The organism is Leifsonia sp. HAY1-4F, assembly GCF_056755275.1.
Window position 1 is genome coordinate 1 of sequence record NZ_JBNDHX010000026.1, and the last position, 17,379, is coordinate 17,379.

Annotated in this window: 15 protein-coding genes and 1 pseudogene; 7 read left to right on the plus strand and 9 right to left on the minus strand. The window is 70.2% G+C overall.

The features are described 5' to 3' along the window. Positions 1–187: pseudogene (locus ACPYOG_RS07415) on the minus strand (PHP domain-containing protein); the annotation flags it as partial. Positions 188–235: 48 nt separating this feature from the next. Here ACPYOG_RS07415 and ACPYOG_RS07420 point away from each other — a divergent pair. Both ACPYOG_RS07420 and ACPYOG_RS07425 read left to right on the plus strand, forming a co-directional pair. Continuing rightward, positions 236–805 carry a dihydrofolate reductase family protein gene (locus ACPYOG_RS07420; RefSeq protein WP_481293596.1) on the plus strand — a complete coding sequence of 190 codons (570 nt, stop codon included), beginning with the start codon at positions 236–238 and terminating at the stop codon, positions 803–805. A gap of 36 nt (positions 806–841) precedes the next feature. Further along, entirely contained in the window at positions 842–3,184 is a 2,343-nt protein-coding gene (locus tag ACPYOG_RS07425) for an ATP-binding cassette domain-containing protein (RefSeq protein WP_481293597.1), read from the plus strand. 57 nt (positions 3,185–3,241) lie between these two features. Here the strand turns inward: ACPYOG_RS07425 and ACPYOG_RS07430 are convergent, their stop codons facing one another. The 4 genes from ACPYOG_RS07430 to treY form a co-directional block, all read right to left on the minus strand. Further along, complete coding sequence (locus ACPYOG_RS07430; protein WP_481293598.1) at positions 3,242–4,105, minus strand: serine/threonine-protein kinase; 864 nt, start codon at positions 4,103–4,105, stop codon at positions 3,242–3,244. Beyond that, positions 4,105–6,138, minus strand: coding sequence for a glycogen debranching protein GlgX (gene glgX, locus ACPYOG_RS07435; RefSeq protein ID WP_481293599.1), 2,034 nt, complete (start codon positions 6,136–6,138; stop codon positions 4,105–4,107). The genes ACPYOG_RS07430 and glgX overlap by 1 nt, the downstream gene beginning before the upstream one ends. A 163-nt stretch (positions 6,139–6,301) precedes the next feature. After that, positions 6,302–8,017, minus strand: a complete 1,716-nt coding sequence (treZ, locus tag ACPYOG_RS07440) for a malto-oligosyltrehalose trehalohydrolase (protein ID WP_481293600.1) — start codon at positions 8,015–8,017, stop codon at positions 6,302–6,304. After that, entirely contained in the window at positions 8,014–10,296 is a 2,283-nt protein-coding gene (treY, locus tag ACPYOG_RS07445) for a malto-oligosyltrehalose synthase (protein ID WP_481293601.1), read from the minus strand. Before treY ends, treZ begins: the two co-directional genes overlap by 4 nt. Before the next feature lie 191 nt (positions 10,297–10,487). Here treY and ACPYOG_RS07450 point away from each other — a divergent pair, with 191 nt between their 5' ends. Both ACPYOG_RS07450 and ACPYOG_RS07455 read left to right on the plus strand, forming a co-directional pair. Next, a complete protein-coding gene (locus tag ACPYOG_RS07450) occupies positions 10,488–10,661 on the plus strand; it encodes a CsbD family protein (RefSeq protein ID WP_481293602.1) in 174 nt (57 codons plus the stop codon). A 149-nt stretch (positions 10,662–10,810) separates the two neighbouring features. Continuing rightward, positions 10,811–11,080 (plus strand): hypothetical protein, encoded by a 270-nt coding sequence (locus tag ACPYOG_RS07455; protein WP_481293603.1) that lies wholly within the window; start codon positions 10,811–10,813, stop codon positions 11,078–11,080. Here the strand turns inward: ACPYOG_RS07455 and ACPYOG_RS07460 are convergent. Beyond that, the gene (locus ACPYOG_RS07460) at positions 11,053–12,003 is read right to left on the minus strand and encodes a GlxA family transcriptional regulator (protein ID WP_481293604.1); all 951 of its coding nucleotides are present in this window, start codon (positions 12,001–12,003) and stop codon (positions 11,053–11,055) included. The two genes, ACPYOG_RS07455 and ACPYOG_RS07460, sit on opposite strands and share 28 nt — an antisense overlap. An 86-nt stretch (positions 12,004–12,089) precedes the next feature. On the opposite strand from ACPYOG_RS07460, the gene ACPYOG_RS07465 reads away from it, so the two are divergent. Then, on the plus strand, positions 12,090–12,299 hold the full coding sequence (locus ACPYOG_RS07465) for a hypothetical protein (RefSeq protein ID WP_481293605.1): 210 nt from the start codon (positions 12,090–12,092) through the stop codon (positions 12,297–12,299). A gap of 47 nt (positions 12,300–12,346) precedes the next feature. Here ACPYOG_RS07465 and ACPYOG_RS07470 read toward each other — a convergent pair whose 3' ends face one another. Next, complete coding sequence (locus ACPYOG_RS07470; RefSeq protein WP_481293606.1) at positions 12,347–12,850, minus strand: DUF1003 domain-containing protein; 504 nt, start codon at positions 12,848–12,850, stop codon at positions 12,347–12,349. A gap of 121 nt (positions 12,851–12,971) precedes the next feature. After that, positions 12,972–13,532 (minus strand): ATP-dependent Clp protease proteolytic subunit, encoded by a 561-nt coding sequence (locus ACPYOG_RS07475; protein ID WP_090035209.1) that lies wholly within the window; start codon positions 13,530–13,532, stop codon positions 12,972–12,974. Between the two features lie 110 nt (positions 13,533–13,642). Here ACPYOG_RS07475 and ACPYOG_RS07480 point away from each other — a divergent pair, with 110 nt between their 5' ends. Continuing rightward, entirely contained in the window at positions 13,643–14,383 is a 741-nt protein-coding gene (locus ACPYOG_RS07480; RefSeq protein WP_481293607.1) for an IclR family transcriptional regulator, read from the plus strand. A gap of 108 nt (positions 14,384–14,491) precedes the next feature. On the opposite strand, the gene ACPYOG_RS07485 is transcribed toward ACPYOG_RS07480, so the two are convergent. Next, on the minus strand, positions 14,492–16,372 hold the full coding sequence (locus ACPYOG_RS07485) for an FAD-binding monooxygenase (protein WP_481293608.1): 1,881 nt from the start codon (positions 16,370–16,372) through the stop codon (positions 14,492–14,494). 175 nt (positions 16,373–16,547) lie between these two features. Here ACPYOG_RS07485 and ACPYOG_RS07490 point away from each other — a divergent pair, with 175 nt between their 5' ends. Then, positions 16,548–17,378 (plus strand): class I SAM-dependent methyltransferase, encoded by an 831-nt coding sequence (locus tag ACPYOG_RS07490; protein ID WP_481293609.1) that lies wholly within the window; start codon positions 16,548–16,550, stop codon positions 17,376–17,378. The last annotated feature ends 1 nt before the right edge of the window (position 17,379 follow it).

Consider the following 17,379-nt stretch of genomic DNA (forward strand, 5'->3'; position numbering starts at 1 on the left):
GGAAGTTCCATTCGCCACTCCCCTTCTTGTGTTTCATTTTGCCCTCGCCACCCCGCTTCCCCAGCTCCGCGGGATCCAGCGGGGCGATGGTGGCCGCCGCACGGCGGAAGGCCTGAACCTTGAAGCTCGGGGCGAGCTCGCGCTCCAGCCAGAAGGCGATCTCGTTCAGGGCGTCGACGGCATCCATGCGCCCCATGCTCCCACTGTGTCGGTGGTCGCCGGTACTTTGGCCGGCATGGGGAGAATCGTCTTCGACACCGCCGCGACACTCAACGGGTGGATCGCGGATGAGCACGACTCGCTGGCGTGGTTGTTCGCGGTGCCGGGTGGGGAGGTTCCCGATCCGGAGCTGCTTCCCACGGAGGCGACCGTCATGGTGGAGGGGCGCACGACCTACGAGTGGGTGCTGCGCGAGACCGACATCCTGGCGCACCCGGAGCGCTGGCAGGAGTTCCACGGAACGCGCCCGGCGTTCGTGTTCACCCACCGCGAGCTGCCGGTTCCCCAGGGGGCGGACATCCGCTTCGTCTCCGGGCCGGTGTCCGATGCGCTGCCGGCCATCCGCGAGGCGGCGGGCGACGGGGACATCTGGGTGGTCGGAGGCGGAGACCTGGCGGGGCAGTTCTTCGACGCGGATGCGCTGGACGAGCTGGCCGTCTCGATCGCTCCGGTCGCACTGGCCGGTGGCGCGCCGCTGTTCCCGCGCCGGGTGGAGTCGGATCGGCTCCGCCTGGAGTCGGCGACCGCTATAGGGCAGTTCGCGCGGCTCCGCTACCGGGTTCTCCACCCGGGCGACGCCTCCTGATCTATCGTGGTTCGGACGCGATGGAGGGAATCGACGATGACCGCAGCGGCTGACAGCCACGACCTCATCCGTGTCCAGGGGGCACGGGAGAACAACCTCAAGGATGTGAGCGTCGAACTGCCCAAGCGGCGGCTGACGGTGTTCACCGGGGTCTCCGGTTCGGGCAAGAGCTCGCTGGTGTTCGCCACGATCGCGGCCGAGTCGCAGCGGATGATCAACGAGACCTACAGCGCGTTCGTGCAGGGGTTCATGCCGTCCCTGTCGCGGCCCGATGTCGACGTCCTCGAGGGACTGACCACCGCGATCATCGTCGACCAGGAACGGATGGGCGCGAATGTGCGCTCGACCGTGGGCACGGTGACCGACGCGAATGCGATGCTGCGCATCCTGTTCAGCAGGCTCGGGCAGCCGCACATCGGCTCCCCGCAGGCGTTCTCGTTCAACATCCCGTCGCTCACCGGCAGCGGCGCCATCACGGTCGGCGGCAAGACCGAGAAGCGGGAGTTCGCTCAGACGGGAGGGATGTGCCCGCGCTGCGAAGGGATGGGGACGGTCACGGACCTCGACCTCGCCCAGCTGTACGACGAGAGCAAGTCGCTCGTCGAGGGCGCCATCACCGTCCCCGGCTACACGGCCGACGGCTGGTCGGTGCGGATCTTCAGCGAGTCGGGCTTCTTCGATCCGGACAAGCCCCTCCGCGACTACAGCGAGACCGAGCTGAACGACTTCCTGTACCGCGAGCCGACGAAGGTGAGGATCAACGGCATCAACCTGACCTTCGAGGGGCTCATCCCGAAGGTCCAGAAGTCGATGCTGTCGAAGGACGTGGAGGCGATGCAGCCGCACATCCGGGCGTTCGTCGAGCGTGCGGTCACCTTCGCGACCTGTCCGGAATGCGGCGGGACGCGGTTGAGCGAGGGTGCGCGATCCTCGAAGATCGCGGGCGTCAGCATCGCCGACGCGTGCGCCATGCAGATCACGGACCTCTCGGATTGGGTGCGCGGGCTGAACGAGCCGTCCGTGGCGCCGCTGCTCACCAACCTGCAGCACCTGCTCGACTCGTTCGTCGACATCGGGCTCGGCTACCTCTCGCTCGACCGTGCCTCCGGGACGCTGTCAGGCGGCGAGGCGCAGCGGACGAAGATGATCCGCCACCTCGGGTCGTCGCTCACCGACATCACGTACGTCTTCGACGAGCCGACGGTCGGCCTGCATCCGCACGACATCCAGCGCATGAACGAGCTGCTGCTGCAGCTGCGCGACAAGGGCAACACGGTGCTGGTGGTCGAGCACAAGCCGGAGGCGATCGCCATCGCCGACCATGTGGTCGACCTGGGGCCGCACGCCGGCTCTGCGGGCGGCGAGGTCGTCTTCGAGGGGACGATCGAGGGCCTGCGCGCGAGCGGGACGCTCACCGGGCGGCATCTGGACGACCGTGCGCGGCTGAAGGAGACCGTGCGGACCGCGAGCGGTGCGCTGGAGGTGCGGGGCGCGTCCGAGCACAACCTGCAGGACGTGGATGTCGACATCCCGCTCGGGGTCCTGGTCGTGGTGACGGGGGTCGCCGGGTCGGGCAAGAGCTCGCTGATCCACGGGTCGGTCGCGCCCCGCGAGGGGGTCGTCGCGGTGGACCAGGGCGCGATCCGGGGCTCGCGACGCAGCAATCCGGCCACGTACACCGGGATGCTGGAGCCGATCCGGAAGGCCTTCGCCAAGGCGAACGGGGTGAAGCCGGCCCTGTTCAGCGCCAACTCCGAGGGCGCCTGCCCGAACTGCAACGGGGCCGGCGTGATCTACACCGACCTCGGCGTGATGGCGGGCGTCTCCACCGTGTGCGAGGTCTGCGAGGGGCGGCGCTTCGACCACTCCGTGCTCGAGTACACCCTCGGCGGGCGCGACATCAGCGAAGTGCTGGCGATGCCCGTGTCCGAGGCGGAGGAGTTCTTCGGCAGCGGCGAGGCGCGCCTCCCGGCGGCCCACGCCATCCTCGATCGCCTGGTGGATGTGGGGCTCGGCTACCTCACGATCGGCCAGCCGCTCACGACGCTGTCGGGCGGGGAGCGCCAGCGGCTGAAGCTGGCGACGCACATGGCGGAGAAGGGCGGGGTGTACGTGCTGGACGAGCCGACCACCGGCCTGCACCTCGCCGATGTCGAGCAGCTCCTCGGGCTGCTCGACCGGTTGGTGGACTCGGGCAAGTCGGTGATCGTCATCGAGCACCACCAGGCCGTGATGGCCCACGCCGACTGGATCGTCGACCTCGGTCCCGGCGCCGGCCACGACGGCGGCCGCGTCGTCTTCGAGGGCACGCCGGCCGACCTGGTCGCCGCGCGCTCCACCCTCACCGGCGAGCACCTCGCCCGCTACGTCGGCGCCTGACGCCCCACCCCGTCGGCCTACGCCCTCGCCGGCGTACGACGGTGGGGCGGCCCGGGCTCAGTCGGCAGGGCGCTTCTGGAGGCCGGCCGCGGCGATGACCGCATCGCGGAGCATCGGCGTCAGTTGCTCCGCGGTCGGGCGGGCAGCGGGGTCGGAAACCGTCATGCTGTGGAGGATGCGTCCCCAGTCGTCGGGCAGGTCGTCGGGGATGGGCGGCTCGTGCTCGAGCCTGGCGAGGGCCGACTCCACCGCAGTGCCGGGATACGTCACGGAGCGGGTGAAGCACTCCAGCAGCACGAGTCCGAGCGAGTAAATGTCGCTCGCTGAGGTGGCCGGCTGGCGCATCGCCTGCTCGGGGCTGAGGTAGGCGGCCGTGCCGGTGGTCTTCCCCTCCTCCTGCTGCTGCGGGGCACCGGCGATCCCGCTCGCGATGCCGAAGTCGGTCAGACGGGCACGTGCACGGAACGTCGTGGTGCCGTACGAGACGAGCAGGATGTTCGACGGCTTGATGTCGCGATGCACCACCCCGTTGGCGTGGACGTACTCCAGCGCCTCCGAGACGTCGTAGGCGATCTCGGCGATCTCCTCGAGTGTCAGCTCCCGCTTCGCCAGCATCGCCGCCAGGTCGGTGCCCGACACGAGCTCCATGATCAGGAAAGGGCGCGGGTCCTTGGGCGAGGAGTAGTCGATCCCGGCGTCGATAAGCGAAACGATGCCGTGGTGACTCAGCCGGGCGAGCGCCGCCTGCTCTGTGCGGTACTGCGCCATCTCCTCCTCGCCGGCGGAGCGGTACAGCTTGATGGCGACCTCGCGGCCGAGGAGCTCGTCGGTGGCGCGGAAGATGCTGGCCTCTCCGCCGCGGCCGATGACGTGCTGCGGCCGGTAGCGGCCGAGCAGCGCCGGGATGGTGGACTCGGGCATCAGGTGCTCCTCGATCTCAGGAGTGCGAAGGCCGACTCGCCGAGGATGACGCTGGTGCTGTCATTGAGGGCGAGCTCCGGGTCGCTGCTGAGCTCCAGCTCCCAGGCGGCTCCCAGCGGGTCGGGCAGGACGAACTCGACGCCGTTACCGGCGGCGTTGAGCATGAGCAGGAAGGAGTCGGAGCGCTCGTGCCGCAGCTCGAAGGCGATCGAGCGGCCCTCCGGGTCGGACCAGTCCTCGCCGGTGAACGGCTGTCCGTCGGCGCGGACGATGCACACCACGTCCGAGCCTCCGACCTCGGGCGCCTGCCGGTACCACTCCGGGCGCAGGGCCGGCTCGGCGCGCCGCAGGTGGATGAGCTTCGAGGTGAACTCGTGCAGCTCCCAGTCCGCATGCTCCCAGTCGAACCAGGAGATCTCGTTGTCCTGGCAGTAGGCGTTGTTGTTGCCGTGCTGGGTGCGGCCGATCTCGTCGCCGCCGAGGATCATCGGCACGCCGGCCGAGAGCAGCACGGTGGCGAGGAAGTTCTTGCGCTGCCGCGTACGGAAGGCGTTGATCCCCTCATCTTCGGTCGGGCCTTCGGCGCCGTAGTTGCTCGAACGGTTGTCGGATTCGCCGTCGCGGTTGTCCTCGCCGTTCGCCTCGTTGTGCTTCTCGTTGTAGCTGGTGAGGTCGGCGAGGGTGAAGCCGTCGTGGGCGGTGATGAAGTTGACGCTGGAGAGCGGGGCGCGTCGCGAGTCCTCGTAGATGTCCGGACTGCCGAGGACCCGCTGCGAGAGGGTCGGCAGCACGCCGGGCGTGCCCCTCCAGTAGTCGCGCACGTCGTCGCGGAACTTGCCGTTCCACTCCGACCAGTCGGCCGGGAAGCCGCCCAGCTGATAGCCGGCCACATCCCACGGCTCGGCGATCAGCTTCACCTCGGCGAGCGTCGGGTCCTGCTGGATGAGGGTCAGGAACGCGCTGTGCAGACTCATGTCGCCGCCCTGGCGGGTCAGGGTGGTCGCCAGGTCGAAGCGGAAGCCGTCGATGTGCATGTCCTCGACCCAGTAGCGCAGCGAGTCCATGATCACCTGAAGGGCGGCCGGGTTGCTGACGTTGAAGCTGTTGCCCGTCCCGGTGGTGTCGAAGTAGTGGGCGCCGTCCCCCGGGACGAGCCGGTAGTACGACGGGTTGTCGATGCCCTTGAAACTGTAGGTGGGACCGAGGTCGTTGCCCTCGGCGGTGTGGTTGTAGACCACGTCGAGGATCACCTCGATGCCCGCAGCGTGCAGCGCCTTCACCATGCCCTTGAACTCGTCGACCTGGTGGCCGGTGTCGCCGGTCGCGGCGTACTCGTTGTGCGGAGCGAAGAAGCCGATGGAGTTGTAGCCCCAGTAGTTGCGCAGTCCCTTCTCGAGGAGGTGCGCATCCTGGACGAACTGATGGATGGGGAGCAGCTCGACCGTCGTGACCCCGAGGTTCTTGAGGTACTCGACGGCGGCGGGATGCGCGAGGCCGGCGTAGGTGCCGCGGAACTCCTCGGGCACCCACTCCATCAGCTTCGTGAACCCCTTCACGTGCAGCTCGTAGATGATCGTCTCGCTGAGAGGGATGCGCGGCCGCTGATGGTCGCCCCAGTCGAACTCCTTGCGGTCGATGGCGACGCCGAGCGCGACGTGCCTCGCCCCGTTGGTGTCGCTGCGGCGCCTCGGCCGCCCGAGCTGGTGGCCGAAGACGGCCTGGGAGTTGTCCCATGAGCCCGTGACGGCCCGCGCCTGAGGCGGCAGGAGGACCTTCGCCGGGGAGAAGCGGAGTCCGTTCGCAGGATCCCACGGTCCGTTGACGCGTAGCCCGTACCGAGTGCCCGGCACGAGTCCCGGGACGAATCCGTGGAAGACGTGCCCGGTGCGCTCGGGGAGAACGGTCTGCGTCTCCCGGCCGCGGGCGTCGAAGAGCGAGACGATCACCCGGTCGGCGTGCTCGCTGTACACGGCCACGTTCGAGCCCCCGTCCTGCAGGGTGATCCCGAGCGGGTAGGGCACCGATGCGGTCACCGCGACGTCTTCTGCCAGGCGGGGGCGCTGGGGATGGTCCGGCGATGGGGCCGGGGGCAGGGCTGCGGCACGGTGCCTCCGATCGGGTAGAGGGCCACGATACCGGGGAAGGACCGCATCCCTAAAGGCATTGACAGCGGAGAGGCGGGACGTTAGGCGCGCCTCACGCGGAGGCGATGCGGGTGACGCGGACGGCCTCGCCGAAGGCGGCGACCGCGTCCGCGGGCGGAGCGCCGAGGCCGGTTCCGGAGAGGCTGGTCTCCACGAGGAGGCCGCCGCGCGTGAAGCGGAAGACCCCGGCCTCGTACGCCACCTCCGTCGCCGGCGCGTCGCGCGGGACGGTCCGCCGCAGAGCGGCGAGGGCGCGGTACCACTCCAGCATCCGCGCGTTCTCACGTCCGGACAGTTCCGACCAGTCGAGCTTCGAGCGCAGGTAGGTCTGCGGATCCTGCGGATCGGGGACGACGGCGGGGTCCCATCCCATCCGGGCGAACTCCGCGATGCGCCCTTCCGCCGTCGCCTTCCCGAGCTCCGGCTCCGGGTGGGAGGTGAAGAACTGCCACGGGGTGGTCGCCGCCCACTCCTCGCCCATGAACAGCATCGGCGTGAACGGGCCGAGCAGCGTCAGGGCGGCGGCGACGGCGAGGCGTCCGGGGTCGAGGGTCGCCGTGAGGCGGTCGCCCTCGGCGCGGTTGCCGATCTGGTCGTGGTCCTGGCTGAACGCGACGAGCCGGGTGAACGGGATGTCCGGGTCGAGCGGGCGGCCGTGGTGGCGCCCGCGGAAGCTCGACCAGGTGCCGTCGTGGAAGAACCCGCGCTGGAACACCTTCACGAGCGCCGCCGGCTCGGCGAAGTCGGCGTAATAGCCGGCGTCCTCTCCGGTGAGTGCCGAGTGGATGCTGTGGTGCACATCGTCGTCCCACTGCGCGTGCAGCCCGAAGCCGTGGTGGGAGCGGGTGCGGACCAGCTTCGGGTCGTTGAGGTCGCTCTCGGCGATGAGCGTGCGCGGGCGCCCGGTCTCCCCGGCGAGCTCGTCGGCGAGGACGGCGAGCTCCTCCAGCAGAGTGGTCGCGCCGGTGTCCCGCAGGGCGTGCACCGCATCCAGTCGCAGTCCGTCGACGTGGAGCTCACGCAGCCAGTACTCGGCGTTGTCGAGGATGTAGCGGCGGACCTCGTCCGACAGCGGTCCGTCCAGATTGACGGAGGCGCCCCAGGTGTTCGCGCCCTGGCCGAGGTAGGGCCCGAACTTCGGCAGGTAGTTGCCGCTCGGGCCCAGGTGGTTGTACACGACGTCCTGGATGACCGCCAGTCCGCGTCGATGGCACGCGTCGACGAACCGCTGGTACGCCTCCGGGCCGCCGTACGGCTCGTGGACCGCGTACCAGAGCACGCCGTCGTATCCCCAGTTGTGCGTGCCGTTGAAGGCGTTGACGGGCAGCAGCTCGACCGCCTCGACTCCCAGCCGCACCAGGTGGTCGAGTCGCGCCGCAGCAGCGTCCAGGGTGCCCTCCGGCGTGAAGGTCCCGATGTGGAGCTCGTAGAGGAGCGCGCCGGTGAGGTCGCGGCCCGCCCACGCGCCGTCCCTCCACTCGTGACTCCGCGGATCGAACTCGCGGCTCGGCTGGTGCACGCCGTCCGGCTGCCGGAGCGACCGCGGGTCGGGATACGGACCCTCTCCGTCGACGAGGAAGCCGTAATCCAGGGAAGAGCCGGGGAGGGCCGGCGCCTCGGCGAGCTCCCACCAGCCGCCGGCCGGTGCGTCCGCGGAGGCCGGGACGGGCGTGAGCGGGAAGGTCCCCAGGCCGCCGAGCACGACATCCACCGTCCGCGCCTCCGGCGCCCAGACCGGGAACCGGCGCTCGCCGCCGAGCCCGCTCATCGGACCACCGCCAGGAGAGCGACCGGGTAGCGGTCGAAGAGGGAGGCGAGGGCGACGCGTCCGCGATGCTCGCGTCCCGTCAGCTCGTCGCGCAGAAGGTCCTCTCCGAGGTCGACGCTGGTGTCGGCCCACCCGCCGTCGGCGGACAGCCCGACGGGCAGCCGCGTGGCGAGCGCGATGGCGCCGCCCCGGTCGAAGCCGACCAGGTGCCCGGCGCGCGAGCCCTCCGCGTAGACCGGGCGGTAGGTCGTGAAGAGCTCCGGCCGGTCGCGGCGCAGACGGAGCGCACGGGCGGTGACCAGCACCTTGGCCGCGCCCGACGAGTCCACGTCGGGGAGCCATCCCTCGTCGAGGTGCGCGAGCAGGCCGGCGGCGGCGTCGAACTCGACAGGACGACGATTGTCGGGGTCCACCAGCGACCGCTCCCAGCGCTCGGAACCTTGATACACGTCCGGGATGCCGGGGGCCATGAGCTGCAGCAGCTTGGCGCCGAGGCCGTTGCTCGCGCCCGGCGCCTCGATCACGGCCGCCAGCGCCTCCACCTCCGCGCGGACGCGCACATCGTCGAAAGCCGCATCGATCGCCGCTGCCATGGCCGCCTCGAACCCTTCGTCGGGGTCGGTCCAGCTCGTCGAGGCGCCGGCCTCGCGTGCGGCCTTCAGCGCGTAGGCCTGGAGGCGCTCGCGAGACGCCGGCCAGGCGCCGAGGACCGACTGCCACAGCAGGCTCTCGAGCGACCCGTCGCCGAAGCCGACACGGTCGCGCACGATCCGCAGGAACCGCTCCCAGCGTTCCGGCAGCTCTGCGAGCACGTGGATGCGCGCCCGCGTGTCCTCGCCGCGCTTGGTGTCGTGGGTGGAGAGGACGGTCATCGACTCGGGAAGACGTCGCTGGCGGTCGGCCTGCCGGCGGTGGAACTCCTCCGGAGAGACGGCGAACTCGGAGGGATCGCCGCCCACCTCGGTCAGCGAGACCAGGCGGGTGAAGCGGTAGAAGGCGTTGTCCTCGACCCCCTTCGCCATGATCGCGCCGGTGGTCTGCTCGAACCGGGGGCCGAGGCGGCCGGCGATGTCGTCGAACTCTGCGGCGAGGTCCGGACGGGAGTCGCGGGCGGCCTCCAGTGCCTCGTCCAGGTGACCGGCGCCGAACGGGAGGTAGCTGCGGTAGACGAGGAACCAGGCGGCCAGCTCGGCGACGGCGTCGGCCGTGCGCCCGGGATCGCTGCCGTCCGCGTCGTCGTCGGCGCCCGCGGCACCCAGCTCCCGCACCACGCGGAGCACCTCCGAGCGCAGGATGCCGTCGGCCACGGCGCGCTTGCGGCGGTGCACCAGCTCGGCCCAGTCCTGGTTCTCGGCGCGCACATCCACCTCGGCGGCCAGCTCCGTCAGCGGTCCCTCGCCGGACGGGTCGACGAAGACGCGGTCGACGATCCCCAGGGCGTCGTACCCGGTCGTGCCCTGCACCGGCCAGGCCGGCATCCGCTCGTCGCCCTCGAGGATCTTCTCCACCCAGATCGGCGCGCGCCCGGCGAGAGCGCGGAGGCGGTCGAGGTAGCCGCCGGGATCCCGCAAGCCGTCCGGATGGTCGACGCGGAGCCCATCCGCCAGGCCCTCGCGCAGCCAGCGCCCGATCTCGCGGTGGGTGTCGTCGAAGGCCTGCTGGTCCTCGACGCGGAGTCCGGCGAGGGTGGTGACGGCGAAGAAGCGGCGGTAGTTCAGCTCGGCGTCCGCGCGGCGCCACGACATGAGCTCGTAGTGCTGCCGGGCGTGCACCTCGCGCGGGGTGCCGCCCTCGGTGCCGGGGGCGATCGGGAAGCGGTGATCGTAATAGCGGAGCTCGCCGTCCTCGATGCGCAGGGCGTCCTCCTCATCCGGTCCGTCGCCCAGGACCGGCAGGCGCAGGCGCCCGCGCCCGAACTCCCAGTCGATGTCGAAGTGGGACGCGTAGCGGGAGTCCTCTCCGTGCGTGAGCACATCCCACCACCAGGCGTTCACGGCGGGGGTGGCCACGCCCATGTGGTTGGGGACGATGTCGACCAGCACCTTCAGTCCCCGGCGATGGGCCGCCTCGGAGAAGTCGTGCAGGGCTTCCGGGCCGCCCCGGGAGGCGTCGACGCGGCTGTGGTCGACCACGTCGTACCCGTGCATCGAACCGGGTTCGGCCTCGAGCAGCGGTGACAGATAGACCCAGTCCGCACCGAGTCGCTGAATGTGATCGAGCACCTGCGTCGCGTCTCGCAGGGTGAAGGACGGGCTGATCTGCAGACGGTAGGTGCTCACCGGTTCATTCTGCGGGAGGAATGCAGTGCTCGTGTAGGGCTTGAAATCCGTCACGGATACTCCAGGTCGCCGATCCATGTCTCGATTCCGCGGATCCCGGCTTGATTTCTCAGGCGATCCGTCGGGGGTAGACGTTCGACGGGACGGGTGGGACCGTCGTTGTCGAACCGGAGCAAGGAAAGGGGACCTCAATGGGACTCGACGACAAGATCGAGAACGCGGGCGAGAAGCTCGGAGGCGACGCGAAGGAGGCCGCAGGCAAGGCCACCGGCGACGAGCGCCTCGAGGCAGAAGGCAAGGGCGACCAGACCAAGGCCGACGTGAAGCAGGCCGGCGAGAAGATCAAGGACGCCTTCAAGGAGTGATGCGCCCGACCCGAGCCCCCGCCTCTGTGGCGGGGGCTTCGTCGCGTCCGCGGGCGTGCGCCGTGCCGTCGCGGGAGTCCCGTCGCCGCGAGGGCGCGTAGCGGCGCGATCCCTTACGTCGAGCGGCCGCGCGGAGTACTTTCCGGTGCATGGGAGACCGGGCGGATCGGGTGAGGGCCTGGCGAAGGGCGGGCATCGGCTTCGCGCTGGCCGCCCTCGCGCTGGTGGCGACGATCGCGCTCGCCGTGGCCATCCCGACCCAGGGTGAGAATCCTCGGGCCTGGGGCGTCATCGTCTGCGGGCTCGTCACCGTCGGGCTGTGCGGACAGGTCGGGCTGCGCAACCGGCGGCTGCTCCGCCACTACCGGGGCGACGACCTCGCCCCGCGCGGTCACGCCCGCGCGAAGGCAGCGCGGTAGCGGGTCGGCGGCACGCCCACCTCGGAGTCGAAGTGGTGGCGCAGGAGGGTCGCGCTGCCGAAGCCGCACTGGCGCGCGACCTCGTCGATCGGGAGGTCCGTCGTCTCCAGCAGCAGGCGGGCGTGCAGGATGCGCTGGGTCGTCAGCCACTGCATCGGCGGCACTCCGGTCTCCGCGACGAAGCGGCGCGAGAAGCTGCGCGTCGACATGTGGACGCGGTCGGCCATGCTGCTGACGCTGTGCGGCTCGTCGAGGCGGTCCGTGAGCTGGTCCAGGAGCTCGCTGAAGGTGTCGTCCTCGCAGTCGGAGACGGGCTTGTCGATGTACTGGCGCTGGCCCCCGTCGCGCTGCGGCGGGACGACCATGTTGCGCGCGATGGTGTTGGCGACGGCACTGCCGAGTTCCCGGCGGACGAGGTGCAGGCTGGCGTCGATCCCCGCTGAGGTTCCGGCGCTCGTGATGATGCGGCCGTCGTCGACGAAGAGCACGTCGGGGTCGACCCGGGCCTTGGGGAAGCGGCGCTGGAGCGCGTCGGCGAAGCGCCAGTGCGTCGTGCAGTCGCGGCCGTCGAGCAGCCCCGCCTCGCCGAGGGCGAAGGCGCCGGAGCAGACGCTGAGCAGGATCGCGCCGCGGTCGTACGCGCGGCGGAGCGCATCCAAGAGCTCCTGCGGGTACTCGTCGCGCACGGTGGCGGCCGGCACCGCGATCAGGTCGGCGTCGTCCATCGCCTCGAGGCCGTACTGCGCTGTGACCGTCACCCCGATCGGACTCGGAACGGGGTCCCCGGGGTGGAGGGAGCACACCCGGAAGTCGAACGGCTCCAGGCCTGCATAGCTGCGGTCGAGGCCGAACACCTCGCAGACGACGCCGAATTCGAACATGGCGAAGTCGTCGATCAGGGGGACCGCGACGGATCGGATCATGGGCATCAGTGTACTGGCCGAATCTTTGCGAAGATAGACCTGATGCCATCTCGTGTCCGAATCTTTGCGCCCGTAACGTGAGGGTCATGGCGAACATGACATGGACACAAGGAATGGAGCACGGCTGGGTGGCCCATCCGGCCGTCACGAACGGTGGGGAGCCGGTGCGTCGGCGCCGCTTCGTCCTGAGCGACTGGCTGCCGGCGGCGATCCTCGCCCGCGGCGGCCGGGTCGACCGCGAGACCGAGCGGGCGCTGAGCGACCTGCGCGCCGTGCAGTCGGCGCGCGAGAGCTGACCGCGGGCGCAGGTCCCACCGGGGGCGCCAACAGGGTTGTGTTCCGCCTAGGAGGCGGAAGCCTCCGGCGATCCGGCCCTCTGCTGGCCCGATGCGTCGGCGAGCACGCGCGCGTGGATCTCCTGCGTCAGGGCGTGGATCGTCCGGGTGAGCTCGGTGTTCTCCTTCAGGAGCGCCTCCTGGTTCTGGTAGTCGCGGTCGGCTTTCGCCTGCTGGAACGACGCCTGCCGGTTCTGGCCGATCATCACGAAGGTGGAGAGGAAGATCGCCTCCAGCGAGACGATGAGGGTCAGCGTCGGCCACGGCGAGGTCTCGAACGTCAGCATCCACACGATGAACAGCAGGACGTGGAGGTAGACGAACCACATCGACCCCGCGAACGCCGTGATCGCGTCGGCGATGCGCAACTGGATGCTCCCGGCCCGGTGCTCCGCCTCGGCCAGCACTGTGGGATGCACGGCGTCGAGGTCGGCACGCTTCAGCAGCACGCGCGGGCGCAGGTGCGGGATGGGATGCTTCGCCGTGCGGGCGGGCGCGGGTGTCTTCGTCATCACTGTCTCCGAGCTAGGAGGCGGGCCAGTCCCACCGGTGTCAGACGAGAGTAGAGCCCGCCGGTGTCCGCTGCGGACGGTCAGCCGCTCGCGTGCCCTGAGAAACCGTACACGGAGCCCCTCAGCGCGACAGCGCCGCGGTCGACCCGACCACCTGATCCACGAACCCGTAGACGCACGCTTCGTCCGCCGTGAACCAGCGGTCCCGGTCGCCGTCCTCGATGATCTGCTCCACCGGCTTGCCGGTCTGCGCGCTGGTCAGCTCCGCCATCCGGCGTTTGAAGTGCAGGATCTGCTTCGCCTGCGTCTGGATGTCCGCGGACGTTCCGCCGAAGCCGCCGTGCGGTTGGTGCATGACGATGGAGGCGTTCGGGAGGGCGTAGCGCTTGCCCGGCTTGCCGGACGAAAGCAGGAACTGCCCCATGGAGGCGGCGAAGCCGAGCGCGAGGGTGGCCACGTCGGCCTTGACGAAGTTCATCGTGTCGAAGATGGCGAACCCGGCCGTGACCGATCCGCCCGGGGAGTTGATGTAGAGGAAGATGTCGCGATCCGGAGCGATCGAATCCAGCAGGAGCAGCTGGGCGCAGATGTCGTTGGCGACCTCGTCGGTCACTTCGCTGCCGAGGAACACGATCCGCTCGTCGAGCAGCCGTTGCACGGGGGAGGTCTTGTCGGTGTCCATGCGGCCAGTGTGCGATCACGGGACCGGTGTTGTCTGCGGCTTCTGCCCCTCGCGAATCTGCGCAGGGCAGACCGCCGGGCTGAGTCCACGGTCGTTCTATAGTCGAACACGTGACTCCGACTGATGACGGCTCCGCGCCGGCGGCCGCGCCGGCGGCCGCGCCGGCGGCGACTCTCCAGACGCTGTCCCGCGGGATCCGGATGCTGGAACTGCTCGCGGAAGCCGGCGAACCGCTCAGCATCCCCGTCATCGCGGCGCGGTTGGGCCTGCACCGGTCGATCGCGTACCGGATCCTGCGCACCCTCGAAGACCATGGGCTGGTCGTGCGCGACGCTGCCGGTGCAGCCGAGCTCGGACCCAGGATGGCGACACTCGCCCGCTCGGTGTCGCGCGACCTGCAGTCGGCGGCGCTCCCGCAGCTCACGGCGATCGCGAACGAGCTGTCGATGACGGCGTTCCTCGCGGTCCTCGACCGGCACGATGTCGTCACGCTGGTGGCCGTGGAGCCGTCGCACGCGCACGCGACGGTGGCGCAGCGTCCCGGCACGCGCCATCCACTGGCCTCGGGAGCTCCCGGCATCGCCATCCAATCGGTGCTCACCGAGGAGCAGTGGCGTGCGCTGCCGGGCGAGCATCCGCGGGATGACGCGGCCCGCGCCCGCGAACGCGGCTATGCCACCAGCCACGACGAGGTGATCGTCGGCCTCGCCTCCGTCGCCGTGCCGGTGCAGGCGCCCGGGCAGCCGGTGGCCTCCCTCGCGGTCGTCTACGTGGCCAACGACGTCGACGTCGCCGCGATCGGAGCGCGCCTCCGCGACGCCGCCGCCACGATCGAGTCCGACCTGCGCTGACCCCGGTCTCGCCCCCACGCCCCACCATCGAGTCCGCAGAGATTGCACGCTTCGGTGGCGTGTCGCGTGCAATCTATGCGGACTCGACAGTGGGGCGTGGGGCGTGGGTCAGGGGGTGCGCAGGATCGGGCGGAAGAACGCGGCGAGCTCGTCCGTCGCGTGCAGGGGGAGCACGGCGGAGACGTACTGGTCGGGACGCACGACGACGATGGCGCCGCCGCGGTCGATGCCGCGCTCAACGAAGATGTCGTGGGCCGGGCCGGTGGCGTACACCTTCTCGTAGTCGATCAGCTCGAACGGTCCGACCCGCGGGAGGAACACCGCGGGCACGGCCCCCAGGTCGACGACCGTGTGGTCCTGCTGGTACACGACCTTCACGTCGAACCACGCATCCGGGTCGGCTCCGGCCGGCGTGGCGGCCAGGGGCGACTCGGGCGACGACGACATCCACTCGGCCAGGTCCGCGACCGCGGAGGGCTCGCCGGCGTGGGCCGCGTCGGCGAACACGTACACACGCCAGCGTCCGTCGGCCCGCGCGTGGTGCCCGAGCTGCAGGGGGTTGCCGTCGCAGACCCGCTCGACGGTCGCCGACTTGAAGCGCTTGCCGATCGGGAAGCCGGTCGCGAGCTCCTGATGCGCCGGCTCCCCGACGATGAGCGACGGCGCGTACTGCGTCATGAAGCCGGCCGGGAACTCGGCCGTCCGGACGTAGAAGTCCTCCAGCTCGGAGGGGCTGGCGAACTCCTCCGGCTTCATCGCCATGAGCGTCGACCACTCCTTGTCGAATTGGATGAGGTCCTTCGCCACGACCTGGCGCTCGGCCGAGTAGGTGGCGAGCAGGGTCTCCGGGCTGCGGCCGTCGAGCACGTGCCCCAGCTTCCAGCCGATGTTGAACCCGTCCTGCATCGACACGTTCATGCCCTGACCGGCCTTCGCGCTGTGCGTGTGGCACGCGTCGCCGGTGATGAAGACGCGCGGGATGCGCCTCCCGAGCTCCTCCGGAAGCACGTCGTCGAAGCGGTCGGTCAGACGGTGGCCGACCTCGTAGACGCTGTGCCAGGCGACGTTGCGCACATCCAGCGTGTAGGGGTGGAGGATCTCGTTGGCCTTGGCGATGATCTGTTCGATCGTGGTGGAGCGCACGGCGCCCTGGTCGTCCGGCGGCACCTCGCCGAGGTCGACGTACATCCGGAAGAGGTAGCCGCCCTCGCGGGGGATCAGCAGGATGTTTCCGAACTCCGACTGGATCGAGCACTTCGTGCGGATGTCGGGGAAGTCGGTCACGGCCAGCACATCCATGACGCCCCAGGCGTGGTTCGCCTGGTCGCCGGCGAGGTGGCAGCCGATCGACTCGCGGACCTTGCTGCGGGCGCCGTCCGCACCGACGACGTACTTCGCGCGCACGACCCGCTCGGCGCCTTCGTCCGGCCCGGCGACGCGGCGGAGGGTGACGGCGACGGGATGGTCGCCCTCGCCGACCTCGAGCCGGACGAACTCGTAGCCGTAGTCCGGTCGGATGCGCGAAGGCGAGTTCGCCATGACCTCGGCGAAGTAGTCCAGCACGCGCGCCTGGTTGACGATGAGGTGCGGGAACTCGCTGACGCCGGTCGGATCGTCGATCGGCCGCGCCGTCCGGACGATGCGGGTCGGGTCGGAGGGGTCCGGCTTCCAGAACGCCATCTCGGTGATGCGGTACGCCTCGGCGATGATCCGCTCCGCGAACCCGAACGCCTGGAAGGTCTCGACGCTGCGCGCCTGGATGCCGTCCGCCTGCCCGATCGCGAGCCGCCCGGGACGGCGCTCGACGATCCGGGTGACGACGCCGGGGAACTGGGACAGCTGAGCGCCGGCGATCATTCCCGCGGGGCCGGTGCCGACGATGAGCACGTCGACCTCGTCGGGCAGCTCGTCGGGGCGATCGACGCCGGTGCCGGCGGGCTCGTGGATGCGCGGGTCGCCGGAGACGTAGCCGTAGTGGTGGAACTGCACGGGGTCCTCACTTCGTTGTGGTCGTTCACTATCCGAACGCGGCGTTCGCATAGTGCACGACTAGGATACCGCAGTGCCGTCAGTGGGGAACCGCATCCCGACGCCGTCGTCAGCGTGACCGCTTTCGGCTAGGCTGGCGGGCTCGGCGCCGACCGGGCGGAAGGGGAGAAGCCGGATGTCGACCTTCAGCGACGCGAACAGAGCCAACTGGGATGAGCGCGCCAGCATCCACGCCGACCGCAGTGGCCAGGGATATCGGATCTCGCAGTTCATCGAGGACCGCGAGCTCCTCTCCGGCGTCGTGCGGTTCGACCTGCCGCGGCTCGGATCGGTCGCCGGCAAGCGGGTCGTGCACCTGCAGTGCCATATCGGGACCGACACCCTGTCACTGGCCCGGCTCGGCGCCCGGGTCACCGGCCTCGACTTCTCGCCGGTCGCCGTCGAGGAGGCACGCAAGCTCGTCGCCGACACCGGCGACGACGTCGACTTCGTCGTCTCGGATGTGTACGACGCCGCCTCGGTCCTGACGCCCGGAGCGTTCGACCTCGTCTACACCGGCATCGGCGCGCTCTGCTGGCTGCCGCGCGTGGATCGCTGGGCCGCGGTCGTCGCGGAGCTGCTCGCGCCCGGCGGCTCCCTGTTCCTGCGGGAGGGCCATCCCATCCTCTGGTCGATGGATGAGACCCTCGACGACGACCTGCACCTGCGGTTCTCGTACTTCGAGCGCCCCGAACCGCTGCAGTGGGACTCGGACACCACCTACGTCGACACCTACCGCCGCCTGACCGCGACGCGCACCTACGAGTGGAACCATTCGCTCGGCGAGATCGTGACGGCACTCATCTCCGCCGGCCTGCGCATCGATCTCCTCGACGAGCACGACAGCGTCCCGTGGGAGGCGCTGCCCGGCCAGATGCTCCGGAGGCCGGACGGCGAGTTCGCCCTCTCGGAGCTCGACGGCGTCGCCCCGCTCAGTTATACGCTGCGGGCGACGAAGCCGGCGTGAG

What these genes read in the sequence shown, in the direction of transcription:
- ACPYOG_RS07425 (WP_481293597.1), top strand. Translation starts at nt 842, where the DNA reads ATGACCGCAGCGGCTGACAGCCACGACCTCATCCGTGTCCAGGGGGCA.
- ACPYOG_RS07450 (WP_481293602.1), top strand. Translation starts at nt 10,488, where the DNA reads ATGGGACTCGACGACAAGATCGAGAACGCGGGCGAGAAGCTCGGAGGC.
- ACPYOG_RS07470 (WP_481293606.1), bottom strand. Translation starts at nt 12,850, where the DNA reads ATGACGAAGACACCCGCGCCCGCCCGCACGGCGAAGCATCCCATCCCG.
- ACPYOG_RS07455 (WP_481293603.1), top strand. Translation starts at nt 10,811, where the DNA reads ATGGGAGACCGGGCGGATCGGGTGAGGGCCTGGCGAAGGGCGGGCATC.
- treZ (WP_481293600.1), bottom strand. Translation starts at nt 8,017, where the DNA reads ATGAGCGGGCTCGGCGGCGAGCGCCGGTTCCCGGTCTGGGCGCCGGAG.
- ACPYOG_RS07490 (WP_481293609.1), top strand. Translation starts at nt 16,548, where the DNA reads ATGTCGACCTTCAGCGACGCGAACAGAGCCAACTGGGATGAGCGCGCC.
- ACPYOG_RS07475 (WP_090035209.1), bottom strand. Translation starts at nt 13,532, where the DNA reads ATGGACACCGACAAGACCTCCCCCGTGCAACGGCTGCTCGACGAGCGG.
- ACPYOG_RS07460 (WP_481293604.1), bottom strand. Translation starts at nt 12,003, where the DNA reads ATGATCCGATCCGTCGCGGTCCCCCTGATCGACGACTTCGCCATGTTC.
- ACPYOG_RS07465 (WP_481293605.1), top strand. Translation starts at nt 12,090, where the DNA reads ATGGCGAACATGACATGGACACAAGGAATGGAGCACGGCTGGGTGGCC.
- ACPYOG_RS07430 (WP_481293598.1), bottom strand. Translation starts at nt 4,105, where the DNA reads ATGCCCGAGTCCACCATCCCGGCGCTGCTCGGCCGCTACCGGCCGCAG.
- ACPYOG_RS07420 (WP_481293596.1), top strand. Translation starts at nt 236, where the DNA reads ATGGGGAGAATCGTCTTCGACACCGCCGCGACACTCAACGGGTGGATC.